We start from the raw sequence: 13,138 nt of genomic DNA on the forward strand, positions 1-13,138 counted from the left end.
CAACACCGCAGCCCGGATCCGACGCGGGGCCGGCGGGGGAGGGGAGGGTGGTACTCGACGGAGCCACAGCGTATCCTGTCATAGATGCGCTCTGGCTCCCTCGAGGCTGGAGACCGCGCCCGGCCCTCGAGGTATGGTGGACGGTTCGCCCTTCTGGTAGTCTGTCGCCTCGTCGAACGCGCGGTCCGCAGCCACTCTCCAGGAGCCGGCGACCATGAAGCAGAGGAACAGCAAGGCGCGCCCTGCTCGCGGCAAGGCCGGAAAGAACGGTCGACGCGACGCCCACAAGGACGCCGCGGGCCGCGTGCACCTCACTGTCCATCGCGATCCGGCGAGCGGGCAGGAGCGCGTTGCGCTCAGGAGCCCGGTGTTCCAGGAGGCGTGGCAGAACGACGTCGCGACCGCCGCGGCGAATACGGCCTATGCCGTCCTGCGCGGGGAGCCGAGCGTGGATGGCGCCATCGAGCTCGCGCGGAACGCGATGGCGGCCACGTCGCGGCTCGCGGCGGGGCTCCTGGCGCGCGCGCCAGGCGGCGCGGTGGCGTGCAGGGCGGGCTGTGACCACTGCTGCCATCAGGCGGTCGGGGTCACGCCGCCGGAGGCGCTCGCGATCGTCGACCACCTGAAGAGGGCCCTGTCGGACGCGGCCCTCGAGCGCGTGGCGAGGCGCGTGTCCGACTGTCACGAGAGGACGCGCGAGCTGCCATCGACAGAGCGGTTCTCGCCCGACCACCCGTGCCCTTTCCTCGAATCGGGTAGGTGCTCGATCTACGAGGTTCGGCCGCTCTCTTGCCGAGGAATGAACTCGCTCGATGCGGGGGAGTGCGCGACAAGGCTGCGGGACCCGGCGGCGCGCGCCGCGTTCCTGGCGAGCGGCCTGGGGGGCCGTTCGTTCATGGAGCCGATCCGCGCCTTCCATGCCATCAGCGCCGGTCTGCAGCTCGGCCTCTCCGAGCTCTTCCGCCTCGACATGCGCCCCCTGGAGCTGACCGCGGCCGTGCACCTGCTCCTGACCGGGCCAGAATCGCTCGCCACCGAGTGGCTCCGCGGACTACGGCCCTTCGAGCCGGCGCGCGGCGCCGACCAGGGCAAGGATCCCGGCCTGGGCCGGCCCATCGATGCGCTGGGCCGCGCGTCTGGCCGGGATCCGTGAGCGCGCTCAGGCCTTCAGCTCGGTGAGCTCCCCCGGCTTGGTGATGCCGGCATCCGCGTTCCTGCTGTCGAACTGACCCCACGTCTCGACGGGCCCGCCGCCCGGGGCCTTGCACCCGACGGCGTTCATCAGCGTCACATAGAGCTTGTTGATGGGGACGTTGCCGGTGTTCGAGCCCGTACCGAAGCCGACGCTTGTGTCGTCGCCCGTGCAGTCCGCCTCGCTGTTGCCGGTGCCGAGCGTCTTGCCCTCGAGGTTCACGACCTGGCCCTGCTTGAGGTAACCCCCCGCGCTGCCGGCGATCACGATCGGCAGGTTGTTCGTGTTGTGGGCGTTCCCGTCGGCGAGCTCCGGGAGCCACATCGTGGCGGTGTTGTCGAGCAGCTTGCCGTCGCCCTCCACGATGCTGTCGAGCAGGGTGACGAGCCGCACGTACTTGCTCGCGTACCAGGCGTCGATCTCCGCGATCATGTCGAGCACGCCGTTCTTGCATGTCCCGCCCACCTGGAACGACCCGTTCCGGTGCGAGAGGCCGTGGTGGTCGGCGTCGTGCTGGATGCCGTCCCAGCCGAAGGTCACGTAGCCGGGATACACGAGGATGATCGACCGGTTCATGTCGCAGATCATGCTCAGCGCGATGAGGTTCATCATCATGTCCCCGCCGGCCGTGAACGAGGTCGTCAGTCCGCCGCCGAACCCGCCGCCCGAGCTGGCGTCGTTGACCGCGCTGGCCGTGACGCCGATCGTGGCCGCTGTCGCGTCGGTGCACGCCGCGGGGGTGAGCTGCTGCTCGGTGCTGCGGAGCAGATCGAGCCAGTCGCTGACCCGGCGCTGGTCGGCCTTGCTCATGTTGAGCGACTGGTAGCTCCGGAGGTCCTCCCGGACGAGATCGATGGCGCTCTCCCCGCGCCGCACGCGGTAATCGCCCTCGGTCATCGCCCCGCCCCCGAACAGCCCGGTGAGCTGGTTGTACACCGTCTTCGGGTTGACCACGGCCGGGAAGGCGGTGTTCGGCGCCGAGAACGACAGCACCTCCTTGATGCTGGTGCTCGACGGCCCCACCGACAGCACCAGCGGGCTCGCCCCGCCCGGGTTGATCTGCCTGGCGATCTCGTGGTCGAGCGAGTGGGACGTCGCGTACCGCGTCTTGTCGTCGTTGATGAGCGCGCAGGTGAGCTTCGAGCCCATCGCCTGATCGTGCGGGTCGATGGTCTGGATCTCCGCGTAGGAGTTGAACATCTTCAGGCCGCGCGGGAACAGCAGCTTCGACGCGAACGGCGTCAGCCCGGCCAGCGTGGTGCCCGCGAGGTGCTCGGCCGCGAGGGGGCCGCTCTCGATCTTCGGGAACCAGCGGTTGGTGAGGCACCCGTTGTGCGTGTAGAAGATCACCATGCGCCTCGGCGCCGGCGCGGGCTGCGCCTTGACCTCCTTCTCGTGGAGCGAGCTAAGGAACGGAGCCGCGAGCGCGGCGCCTGCAACACCCTTCAGAAAGACTCTGCGCTTCATGGGCCTACTCCAGCTCAATGGCTCGGGTCCGGAACGACGGAGACTGCGTGAGGTCCGTCACGAGATCGAGGATCGTGTAGCCTCCGGCGGTGATCTTCGCTGTCAGATCGTCCACCGTGCACGAGTCCAGCGGGTGACCATCGCGCTCGTAGGCGTACGAGACCCATTTCTGCGCGTACTGGCGCTGCGCGTTCCGGGAGGCCGCGAGCTTCGCCATCAGATCGGCCGGGCTCGTGACCTTGACGGGCTCCCCGTCGATGCGCACGTCCGCGACCGTGTCGATGGGCGCGCCGGTGGACGCTTCCTGCGTCTGCCACCCACCCACGGCGTCGTACGCCTCCATCACGAAGCCCGGCGGGTTGATGAAGCTGTGATGGCACGCGGCGCAGGCGGCGCCCGCCGTCTGCGCGTCCACGCGCTTGCGGTTCGTGTCGAGATCGGCCCCTTCCGGCAGCGGCGTCTCGAGCGCGCCGGGAGGCGGGGTGCCCGGGTCGATGCCGAGCACGTCCTTGGTGATGAACACGCCGCGGAGGATCGGCGAGGTGCGGTTGTACGACGAGTACGCGTTGAGGAAGCCCACGCGCGTCAGGAACCCCGGCCGCTGGATCGGGTCGAGCGTGACCTCCTGGAGCTCGGACCCGAAATTGGCGGGGTCGAGCCTGTAGAGCGGCGCCGTCGCCGCGTTCACGAAGGCGATCGGGCTGAGGAAGAACTCCTGGAACCCTCCGCCGCGCGTGAAGGCCACATGATCGAAGAAGCGCTCGGTCTCCTCCGCCATGATCGGGATGAGCGAGCGATCGAACGCGGGGAACATCGTCGTGTCCCGCTGCGCCGAGTCCCAGCGCGTGTTCGGCCCCAGCTCCAGGTAGTATCGATGGAAGCTGGCCACCATCTGCCGGGCCCTGGGGTCTTGCAGCATCCGCTGGGCCTGCGCGAGGATCTGCGCCGGGGTCGATAGCTGTCCCTGATCGGCGGCCTGGTTCAGCGCCTCGTCCGGGATCGTCCCCCAGAGCATGTACGAGAGCCGGGACGCGACCTCGTGGCTCGACAGAACGAAGCTCCCGGCGTCGCCGGGCGCCTCCGTGATCTCCGCGCGCTGGATGAACGAGGGGGAGATCAGGAACATGTACAGCAGCGCCTCGGCGACCTCCTCCGGGGTCCCGTTCTCGGTGATCTGGGGGCCTTTCGCCGCGATCGCATCGAACCTCGCCACCTCCGCCTGCGTCAGCGGCCGGCGGAAAGCGCGCCGCCCGAACTCGACGATCGTGTCGTGCAAGCACGCGGCGCCGTCGCCGCTGGGCGTGCACTTCAGGAAGTTTTCCTTGAGCGCGGGGTCGGCCATCACCTGCGCCGCGATCATCTCGGCCACGGACCTGTAGGAGCTCCAGCCAAGATCCGTGAGGCTGCCAGCCTGGTCCGTCGCCAGCAGCGTCGAGGGCGCCACGTTGCCCGACGCGGCGAGCGCCGTGACGCCCAGAAGATCGCGGATCGTCCTGTCGTACTGCGCGCTCGTCAGGCGCCGGATCTGAGAGGTAGGCGCGATCCCTGGCTTGCACTCCGTGCCCCCGTTCGGGGAGCCCGGAGAGCCCGGCTTGCCGCCCGCGCCTCCGGTGGAACTTTCCCCGCCCGGCCCCGTGTCGACGGGGTCGTCGCCGACGGAACCTATGCATCCAGCCGCGAACATTGCGGCGACGATGATGCCGCTCCTCCAGGTGTACATGGCGCTCACCTCAGGTGTTATGTCCGGCTCCGGGAACCCGGACAGAAGCAGCGAGGGCGGCTTTTTGCGATCAGCATGAGAAGGCCGTTCGAGAGCCTGCGCCTCGCTTGGGTATTGTCTCATTTCATCATGATGAGCGGCAATGCCTTAAAGGTGGAGGGCTCACGATTTTTTGAGCTCGACGAGCTGGTGTCTCTCCAGAGATCCGGGGACATTTCGGCGTTCAGGATTGAGAGCATTCGGGGGACATTTCGATGTTCAGCATCGAGGATATCCGGGGGACATTTCGACGTTCAGCGCTGCCTCATCCACTTGAAATGTCGATTGCAGGCAGCGATGAGCCACTGCTCGCGCTGGGCGCGCGACAATCCGCGCCACGTTCCTGGCACATCGGGTGGAAACGGGAAATCCGTCACGGCTCACGTCCTGCTGCCGGTCCTCTCACGTGGACACGGGGGACGTGTCGCATATTTTCTCCGTCATCCCTCCCGCCCAACGTCCTGCCGGTGTCCCACGGGCGCGCAGCGTCGGTCTGCACCAACGCCGGGCTGGGCGGCGGCACAGCGACGCGTCATCACGGCGCTCTCCTACCAACAAGGATCCTGGCAGTCGTCAACGCGTCGATGACACCGGGGATGTGCTGCAGCGCTGACGCGACGCGCTGGGAGAAGACATCGAGATCTATACCCACGTCGTCGACCGCGGACCTCTCGGCGTCATCAGCTCCTGGAGCTGATGACCGCCGCCTCAGCATGGCGCGCCTCGAACTCCGGCCACTTGCGCGACGTGCTGATCGGGCACCGCGCGCAGCGCCGCTCCAGGCCACCGATGGCGCCCGCGCAGCGGGGCGAAGCGCCTGGAGGCGCGCGAGTACGGTGCCACCCTCGCCTGGCGACGGCGGAGCTCCTCGGACCTGTCCGGTGGCGCGGCCACGGTCGGCAGGCGCGGGAACCAGCAGGATCGACCTTGCGGCCGACACGTTTCCATGATGCCTGGTCCCTCCGAACATGGACTCTCCGCGCGCCTTACGCTACCTGGATCTGGTCACCGCCGCCTTCGTCTGCGTCCTCGTCGTCAGCAACGTCGCCTCCTCCGCGAAGATCGTGAGCCTCGGTTTTTCCCTCTTCGGAATCCCGATGGCCTTCGACGGCGGGACGCTGCTCTTTCCCGTGAGCTACATATTCGGCGACATCCTCACCGAGGTCTACGGTTTTCGGACCTCTCGGAGGGTCATCTGGACCGGTTTCGTCGCCCTGGCGGCCAGTTCCCTCGTGTTCTTCGTACTGAAGGCGCTCCCCGGCGACCCCTCCTGGGAAGGATATGCGGGACAGGCCGCCTACAATGCCATCCTCGGCGGCATGAGCTCCGGCGGCATCGTCGCGGCGAGCCTCGCCGGATTCCTGATGGGCGGGCTCTCCAACGCCCTCGTGCTGGCGCGCCTGAAGGTGCTCACCGGGGGCAAGGCCCTCTGGATGCGGACCATCGGGAGCACCTTGGTGGGGCAGCTCGTCGATACGGTCGCCTTCGTCGTCGTCGCGAGCGCGTTCGGCGTCTTCGGCTGGGATCTCTTCGTTTCCCTGGTCGTGTCCAACTACCTGTTCAAGTGTCTCGTGGAGGCACTGATGACCCCTGCGACGTACCGGGCCGTCCAGTTCCTGAAGGGAGCCGAGGGCATCGACGTGTACGACTGGGATCTCAGGATCACCCTTCCCCGCCTCCGCCCGGGACGATGACGCGGCGACGGCAGCAAGCCCTCGCCGGGCGGCACATCGGGTTGCTCGAACAGGCACCCTCGGCCTCGGCGCTCCCCCTGGCGACGAGACGCGCACCGGGGCACCCTGGCGTGCGCGCAACCCCGCGGGGCCGCGCTCAGTCCTGCGGCGAGAACATGATCGGATACACGACGGTAACGCGCCCGCCCTGGGGTACTGGAAACTTGAGCTCCCTGAAGCCGGCCACGACGCAGCGCACGACATCCTTGTCGGGCATGGGCTTGCCCGGCGGGCTCGCCATCGCGGCGCGCGCGAAGCGCTCGAACTCCAGGTCTCGACGTAACTTCTCGTCGATTGATGGGTCCGCTCCAGGCGCCGGCTGGATCGGAGCGTCGGCGTCTCCAGCATACGCGACCGAGCCGTCGCGGTCGATCAGGAAGCGGACGGCGACACGGCCCTCGAGCTTCGGGTCCTTGGCGAGCGCCTTCTCGTAGCAAGCGCGGAACGACGTGAAGCTATCGCGAACCACGGCTCGAATCGTCTCCGGCGGGAGGCGTCCGCGGAGCGGAGGTTCGGCCGCCGTGGCCGAGGACGCGGGCGCGCCGGCGCCGGGGGCCGGCGCCGGGCCAGGTTCCGCGGTGGTGCTGCTGGCTGTCTGGTCCGGCGCAGCAGTCGACGGCTGCGGCGACTCCGGCGGGGGTACAGGTCTCCCAGAGCCACACGCCAGCGCGCCCGAAACAAGGGCGCCCGCGAGCGGCCCCAGGGCGACGAGCCGATTGAATGTGCCACCGCATGCGCGCAGCCGCTGAGCCTCAGGGGTCTCGCCACCTTCCATGTGGCCTCCATACAATGACGGAGGCCGCGCGTCATGACCGACGCTCGAGGCAGCAGCGTCAGCGGGCCGATCGTTGTCTTCTCGGCGCCCGACGTCGCCGCTCACGCGCCGCGCTCCTCGACGCGGCCGCGTGCAGCGGTTTGCTGGGCATCGCCTACCCTGACCATTGGGGATTCCAGACGACCTCCCATAGATGACCATCTGGATCCTGGAAATAACCCGAGTAGCCGCCCCAGAACGTGTCGTGAGCGGGCTTGACGATCGTAGCTCCTGCGGCGCCTGCCTTTGTCATGACGGCATCGACCTCTTCCCTTGAATCGACGTTGTGTCCCAGGGTCATCTCGGTGGGGCTGACGGGACCTGGCGCGACCCCGGTGTCGTGGCTGATGCTCTTGCGGGGCCACAGAGCGAGCCGCAAGCCAGGCTGCATCTGGATGAATACGACAGCGCCATGCTCGAGCTCTTCACCGATGATGCCCTCGGTGGCAAACCTCAGGCCATCGCGGTAGAATCGCAGCGCCGCTTCCAGATCGTTGACGCCGATGGTGATGACGGTGATCCGAGGCTTCATAGATGTTCGGCTTTCCTTGAGGTCCAACGATGCGAAGACAACGGGGTCAGTGGGCGGAGGGCGCGCGCCGACCGCCGCCATCGCGACGCGGGACGAACGAGCTGTGATGTGTGGCGCGGTCTGCTTCGAGGCGTCCGAACGCCTCGCACAGCGCGTGGAGGTCATGACCACACCCCTTCGCAAGCTCGCCGCGATCGCACGGAGCTCATCGACGGGGGTGTACCAGGCCCGGGCCCGCGCGCCCAGGTCGTCCCGCGCGAATCCCCGCCTGCCGCGAGGCGATCCCGACGCGATCGGGCGGCACAGCACGAGGACGATGTGAGCGCAGAGATCCGGGCGTGGTTCGAGGAGTACCAGCAGAAGCTTCGGGCCGAGGCGCGGAAGGAGGGCCTCAATGAGGGTCGCGCCGAGGAGGCTGCGCGTGCCGTGCTGACCGTGCTCCGGGTTCGCAGCATTGTCGTGCCGGACGCCGCGCGGGAGCGCATCCTGGCCGAGAAGGATCCGGAGACCCTTAACCGGTGGCTCGAGCGGGCCACCGTCGCCGCGTCGCTCGCCGAGGTGCTCGACGGGCTGAGCTGAGCGAGCCATTCAGGACGGCGCCTGAGACATCGCCTCCTTCGATCTCGCGCGATCGCGCGACCTCGAGATGGGCTGAAGCAGGCCGCAGCGAGGGCCCGCGCCCGCTACCTGGCGAACGCCGACAGGCGGCGAATCACCCCCGAGAGCTGCGGATACACGTCCCTGTAGATCCCCAGCAGCGCCGCATACCGCCGCCGGCGCTCCGCATCGGGATGGAACGTCGCAGTCGCCGTCCCGCGCATCGCCTTCGCGGCCGCCTCGATGCTCCCGGCCAGCCCGGCCCCGGCGGCCGCGCACATGGCCGCGCCCAGGCACGCCGCCTCGACCGTCTCGGACCGCTCCAGGACCACGCCCGTCGCGTCGGCCACGACCGAGCACCAGAGATCGCTGGCGGCGACGCCGCCGACCGCGGCGAACTCCGCGACCTCGATCCCCGCCGCGCCGCGCATCAGGTCCAGCACCAGCGCCTGCTCCAGCGCCACGCCCTCGATCAGCGCGCGGTACACGTGCCCGCGCCCGTGCGCGTCCGTCAGGCCGAGGATCGCGCCGCGGGCGTCGGGGTCCCAGTGGGGGTTCATGGCGCCCTCCCAGTAGGGCAGGAGCAGCAGCCCGTCGCTGCCCGGCGGCAGCGACGCCGCCTCCGCCTCGATCGCCGCCATCGCGGCCCCGTCGCGCGGATCGACGCCCAGCAGGCGGCGAAGGAACCAGTCCGAGAGCAGCGCCCCGCTGCGCAGGCTGCTCTCCAGCACGTAGCCGCGGCCAGAGGCGCTTGTCATCGTGCGCCAGGCCGGGTCCTGCCGCGGCTCCGGGCTCCACACGCCGAACACGACCGCCGTGCCGAGGTTCAGGTAGGCGCGCCGCGGGTCCAGCGCGTCGACCCCGAGCCCGGCCACCTGGCCGTCGCCGCCGCCAGCCAGCACCGGCGTGCCCGCGCGCAGCCCGGTGGCCGCCGCGGCGGCCTCCGACACGGCGCCGAGCGGCGCGCCGGGAGGGAGCGCCTCCGGCAGCCGGTCGGGCGCGATGCCGACGGCGCCGCAGAGCTCCTCCGACCAGCGGTGCGCGACGATGTCGAACAGCGCCAGCGGGTCGGCGCTCGCCCAGCTCGTGCGGGCGCGCCCGGTCAGCGCCTGCACCAGGTAGGCCTGCACGTCGCAGAAGAGCGCGGTGCGGCGGTGCGTCTCCGGCTCCTGCTCGGCCAGCCAGGCGATCTTGGGCAGCGCCGGGCCAAAATCAGCAGCCTTTCCGGACACTTCCCGCAGCCGGTCGGCCCCGATGCGGCCGACGAGCGAGCCGACCTGCCCGCGCGCGCGCCCGTCCAGCCACAGCATCGCGGGGCGCAGCGGCTCGCCGCTGCGATCGAGGCAGGCGAAGGTCTCGCGCTGGTGCGCGATGGCGAGCCCCGCGATGCGGCCCGGGTCCACCGCGGCCGTGACCTCCGCGACCGCCCGGCACAGGGCCGCCCACCAGTCCCGCGGATCCTGCTCGAACCGATCGGGCGCCGGCCGCGCCAGCGAGAGGGGCGCCCGGCCGGCGGCCTGCACGCGCCCCTCGGCGTCGAAGGCGACCGCCTTGGCGGCGGTGGTGCTCAGGTCGATACCGAGGACGAGGTCGGCTCGCATGGCGCCCGTCAGCGGACCGGAAGGCATGATTGACAAGCGATCACGGAGGCAGACTACAGTGGGAGTCGCGCCGGGACAATTGTTCAGCCCGGAGCGGCCGGGATACCGGCGCGATGGCGAAAGGGGAGTCCGAAACGGTGCAAGCGACCTTCATTCACGGCATCCGCGACGTCCGGCTCGGCGAGGTAGAGCCTCCGCCGCCGCAAGAGGGCAAGGTGACGATCCGGGTCGCCGGCTGCGGGATCTGCGGCAGCGATCTGCACTATTATCTGGAGGGCGGGATCGGCTCGGCGCAGATCCACAATCCCTTCGTGCCGGGGCACGAGCTCGCGGGCTGGATCGCCCAGGACTATCCGGCGCTGGGCCTTTCCAAGGGGCAGCTCGTCGCCGTCGACCCCGCGCACGCCTGCGGCCGCTGCGAGTGGTGTCATCGCGGCCACGTGAACCTGTGCCCCTTCGTGGAGTTCCTGGGCGCGCCGCCGCTCCACGGCGCCATGGTGGAGCAGCTTTCGGTGTACCCCGATCAGGTCGTGCCGGTCCCCCGCGCCTTCTCGGTGCGCCGGGCCGTGATGCTGGAGCCGCTGGGGGTCGCGGTCCACGCGATGGACCTGGCGCGGGTGCGCCTGCAGGAGACCGTGGTGGTGCTGGGCTGCGGGCCGATCGGCCTTTGCCTGGTCCAGCTCGCGCGCCTCGCCGGGGCCGACCGCGTCTTCGCGGTCGACCCCGTCGCCTACAGGGCGGAGGCCGCGCGCCGGCTGGGCGCGCACGACGCGGCGCCGACGTTCGCGGCCGTCGCGGAGTGGACCGGCGGTCGGGGGGTCGACCTCGTGATCGAGGCGACGAACTCGCCCGAGGGGTTCCACCACTCGGCCGAGGCCGCGCGCATCGGTGGGCGGGTCGTGCTCGCGGGCATCCCCGAGGGCGACCGCTACGCGCTGCCGGCGGCGCTATGCCGCCGCAAGGGGCTGAAGGTCAAGCTCTCCCGGCGCATGGGGCACGTGTACCCGCGGGCGATCCGCCTGGTCGCCGAGGGGGCGGTGGACGTCGATTCCATCGTCACGCACCGCTTCGACCTGGCGAGCGCCGCCGAGGGCTTCCGCCTGCAGGCGGACTGCCAGGACGGGGCGCTGAAGTCGATCATCGTCCCGGGGGAGGGCGACTCGCCCTTCTGATCCGGGCCATCCCGCGCGGGCAGCGCGGGACGGCAGGCGGCGCGCTCAGCCGCCGAGAATGACGCGGAAGATCTTCTCGTTGCTGTTGTTCGGGGTGCTGTCCTTGTCCCCCGTGTTGGTCGTCGTCAGCCAGAGGCCGCCGCCGAGCCTGGGCTCGACGGTGCGGAGGCGCCCGTAGGTCCCCACGAAGAGCTGCTGCACGCTGGTGAGGCTGCTCCCGCTGATGACCGCGCGGACCATCCGTGTCCCCCGCTGGCAAGCGGCGTAGAACACGTCGTTCACGATCGCGATCCCGCTGCACGACCCCTCGGAGGTCCTGTACGTGAGCTTCGGCGCGATGTAGCCCGCCGTCCCGCAGCCGCTGCCGCCTTGCGACGTGGTCCCCTCGCAGTTCGGCCAGCCGTAGTTCCCGCCCTTCTGGATGAGGTTCGTCTCATCCATCACGGAGTTGCCGAACTCCTGCTCCCAGAGCCGGCCCAGGGAATCGAACGCCAGCCCCTGCGGGTTCCGGTGACCATAGCTCCACACGAGGTTCCCGAAGGGGTTGTCCGAAGGGACGCGGCCGTCGGGCTCCATGCGCAGGACCTTGCCATTGAGGCTGCTCGTGTCCTGCGAGAGGGCCGCGTTCTGAGCGTCACCCGTCGAGGCGTAGAGCTTGCCGTCCGGCCCGAACCGCAGCCGGCCGCCGTTGTGGTACTTGTTGCGGAGGATGCCGGAGACGAGCACCTGCTCCGTCGACGTGTCGAGCCTGTTGCCGACGACCTTGATCCGCACGATCCGGTTGTCCGTGGGCGACGTGTGCATGATGTACAGCCACCCGTCGGTGTTGAACGTCGGCGCGATGGCCAGCCCCATCAGGCCGCCTTCGCCGTCCGTGCCCGCGACGTTCGGCACCGTGCCGAGCGTGGTCTTCGTGCCGGTGGCCGGGTCGAGTCGGATGATGTCGTCCGCGTCCCTCCGGCTGTAGAGGACCGCCCCGTCCGGCAGCTCGACAAGGCCCCACGGAACGTCGTTGTCCGTGGCCACCTGGACCACGTCGCAGACCGCCGAGCTGCAGGCTGCCCCCGTGGTCACCGAGACGGAGCCGCTCGCCGGCGAGGCGTTGCCTTGCGCGTCGCGCGCGATCACGTGATAGGCGTAGGCCCGCGTCGCCGCCAGCCCGCTGTCGACGAAGGTCGTCGGAGGGGGGTTCGAGGCCGTGCCGGCCACCGCGCCGACCTTCGCGCCGTCGCGGTAGATGTCGTACGCCGTGACCGCCGCGTTGTCGGTCGACGCGGTCCACTGGAGCGTCACGCTCGTCCCCGACGCCCTCGCGGTCAGGTTGCTCGGAGCGGTCGGCGGCTGCGTGTCGACCTCGCAGTGCGGCGTGGCCAGCGGCAGCGTCTCGCTCGCCTGGGAGACGTTCCCTGCGGCGTCGCGCGCGTTGACGTAGACCCCCCAGCTCACGCCCGGCAGCACGGTGATGGTCGTCGACAGCGTGGAGCCGCTCACCGACGTCATCTGCTGGCCGTCGTGGTAGATGTCATAGAACGCGACACCGGTGTTGTCCGTCGACGCCGACCAGGAGATCGTCGCCGAGCTGCACGTCACGTTGCTGGCGCTCAGGCCGGAAGGGGGCGTCGGCGGCTGGGTGTCTCCATCGTCCGGCCATGACCATCGCTGGTTCGTCTGGCCGTTGCAGGTCCACAGATTGACGGGGGTGCTGTCGGCCGTCCGCCGCCCCTCGACGTCCAGGCACAGGCCGGACGGCTGGCTGACGATGGTGCCGTTCGTGTTCATCGTCCATTTCTGGCGAGGCTGACCGGAGCAATTGCCGATCACCACCTTGGTACCGGCGGTGGTCCCGCCGCCCGACGCCTCGACGCACCTGGTCGTCCCATAGACCCGGAGCTCGCCGGCGGCTGTATACGTGAAGGCCTGGTTCTCCCCACCATGGCAGGTGTAGATCTGCAGCGCGGCGCCTGGCGTGGTGCTCCTCCCCTTCACGTCCAGGCATTTCCCGGACTCGACGCCCCTCACCGGGGCGCTCGTCAGGAGCGCTGCCTCGTCGGCGCCGATCTCCTCGGCGTCCCCGCCGGGTTCACCGATGCAGCCGGCAGGGAAGAGCGCCAGCGTGGCCGCTCCGGTCATCCAGTACCGTTGTCTCCGAGCTGTCCTCATGTCGTCCCATCCATGTTGGTGATCCGTTGTGCTCGCCGAATGGCCAGCCCCAGGCGCGCTGAGGCGACGTCTCGGCATACCTCTCGTACGATCTCGTCCGATCTGGCTGGC

At 69.8% G+C, this 13,138-nt stretch carries 10 protein-coding genes; 4 read left to right on the top strand and 6 right to left on the bottom strand.

Annotated features, from left to right (window positions below; all coding sequences use genetic code 11):
- Positions 1 to 214: 214 nt before the first annotated feature.
- Positions 215 to 1,153 (top strand): YkgJ family cysteine cluster protein, encoded by a 939-nt coding sequence (locus WMF42_RS00885; protein WP_437689786.1) that lies wholly within the window; start codon positions 215 to 217, stop codon positions 1,151 to 1,153.
- Between the two features lie 6 nt (positions 1,154 to 1,159).
- Here the strand turns inward: WMF42_RS00885 and WMF42_RS00890 are convergent, their stop codons facing one another.
- A complete protein-coding gene (locus WMF42_RS00890) occupies positions 1,160 to 2,659 on the bottom strand; it encodes a DUF1552 domain-containing protein (RefSeq protein WP_437689787.1) in 1,500 nt (499 codons plus the stop codon).
- A 4-nt stretch (positions 2,660 to 2,663) separates the two neighbouring features.
- On the bottom strand, positions 2,664 to 4,379 hold the full coding sequence (locus WMF42_RS00895) for a DUF1592 domain-containing protein (protein ID WP_061606456.1): 1,716 nt from the start codon (positions 4,377 to 4,379) through the stop codon (positions 2,664 to 2,666).
- 1,007 nt (positions 4,380 to 5,386) lie between these two features.
- Between WMF42_RS00895 and WMF42_RS00900 the strand changes: the two genes are divergently transcribed.
- Entirely contained in the window at positions 5,387 to 6,112 is a 726-nt protein-coding gene (locus WMF42_RS00900; RefSeq protein ID WP_061606455.1) for a queuosine precursor transporter, read from the top strand.
- Positions 6,113 to 6,248: 136 nt separating this feature from the next.
- Here the strand turns inward: WMF42_RS00900 and WMF42_RS00905 are convergent, their stop codons facing one another.
- Positions 6,249 to 7,127 (bottom strand): AgmX/PglI C-terminal domain-containing protein, encoded by an 879-nt coding sequence (locus tag WMF42_RS00905; protein ID WP_437689788.1) that lies wholly within the window; start codon positions 7,125 to 7,127, stop codon positions 6,249 to 6,251.
- Positions 7,081 to 7,497, bottom strand: a complete 417-nt coding sequence (locus WMF42_RS00910; protein ID WP_437689789.1) for a VOC family protein — start codon at positions 7,495 to 7,497, stop codon at positions 7,081 to 7,083. The genes WMF42_RS00905 and WMF42_RS00910 overlap by 47 nt, the downstream gene beginning before the upstream one ends.
- 318 nt (positions 7,498 to 7,815) lie before the next feature.
- Between WMF42_RS00910 and WMF42_RS00915 the strand changes: the two genes are divergently transcribed.
- Complete coding sequence (locus tag WMF42_RS00915) at positions 7,816 to 8,076, top strand: hypothetical protein (protein ID WP_437689790.1); 261 nt, start codon at positions 7,816 to 7,818, stop codon at positions 8,074 to 8,076.
- A gap of 104 nt (positions 8,077 to 8,180) precedes the next feature.
- Here WMF42_RS00915 and WMF42_RS00920 read toward each other — a convergent pair whose 3' ends face one another.
- A complete protein-coding gene (locus tag WMF42_RS00920; protein ID WP_437689791.1) occupies positions 8,181 to 9,695 on the bottom strand; it encodes a xylulokinase in 1,515 nt (504 codons plus the stop codon).
- A 137-nt stretch (positions 9,696 to 9,832) separates the two neighbouring features.
- On the opposite strand from WMF42_RS00920, the gene WMF42_RS00925 reads away from it, so the two are divergent.
- A complete protein-coding gene (locus WMF42_RS00925) occupies positions 9,833 to 10,867 on the top strand; it encodes a zinc-dependent alcohol dehydrogenase (RefSeq protein ID WP_437689792.1) in 1,035 nt (344 codons plus the stop codon).
- Positions 10,868 to 10,912: 45 nt separating this feature from the next.
- On the opposite strand, the gene WMF42_RS00930 is transcribed toward WMF42_RS00925, so the two are convergent.
- Positions 10,913 to 12,997 carry a lectin gene (locus WMF42_RS00930; protein ID WP_437689793.1) on the bottom strand — a complete coding sequence of 695 codons (2,085 nt, stop codon included), beginning with the start codon at positions 12,995 to 12,997 and terminating at the stop codon, positions 10,913 to 10,915.
- Positions 12,998 to 13,138 lie beyond the last annotated feature (141 nt).

This window comes from Sorangium sp. So ce176 (genome assembly GCF_051519835.1).
Taxonomy (GTDB): domain Bacteria; phylum Myxococcota_A; class Polyangia; order Polyangiales; family Polyangiaceae; genus Sorangium; species Sorangium cellulosum_G.

Bases quoted from the DNA above. Each gene is read 5' to 3' on its own strand.
- WMF42_RS00930 (WP_437689793.1), bottom strand. From the start codon at position 12,997: ATGACCGGAGCGGCCACGCTGGCGCTCTTCCCTGCCGGCTGCATCGGT.
- WMF42_RS00920 (WP_437689791.1), bottom strand. From the start codon at position 9,695: ATGCGAGCCGACCTCGTCCTCGGTATCGACCTGAGCACCACCGCCGCC.
- WMF42_RS00905 (WP_437689788.1), bottom strand. From the start codon at position 7,127: ATGGTCATCTATGGGAGGTCGTCTGGAATCCCCAATGGTCAGGGTAGG.
- WMF42_RS00885 (WP_437689786.1), top strand. From the start codon at position 215: ATGAAGCAGAGGAACAGCAAGGCGCGCCCTGCTCGCGGCAAGGCCGGA.
- WMF42_RS00895 (WP_061606456.1), bottom strand. From the start codon at position 4,379: ATGTACACCTGGAGGAGCGGCATCATCGTCGCCGCAATGTTCGCGGCT.
- WMF42_RS00900 (WP_061606455.1), top strand. From the start codon at position 5,387: ATGGACTCTCCGCGCGCCTTACGCTACCTGGATCTGGTCACCGCCGCC.
- WMF42_RS00890 (WP_437689787.1), bottom strand. From the start codon at position 2,659: ATGAAGCGCAGAGTCTTTCTGAAGGGTGTTGCAGGCGCCGCGCTCGCG.
- WMF42_RS00910 (WP_437689789.1), bottom strand. From the start codon at position 7,497: ATGAAGCCTCGGATCACCGTCATCACCATCGGCGTCAACGATCTGGAA.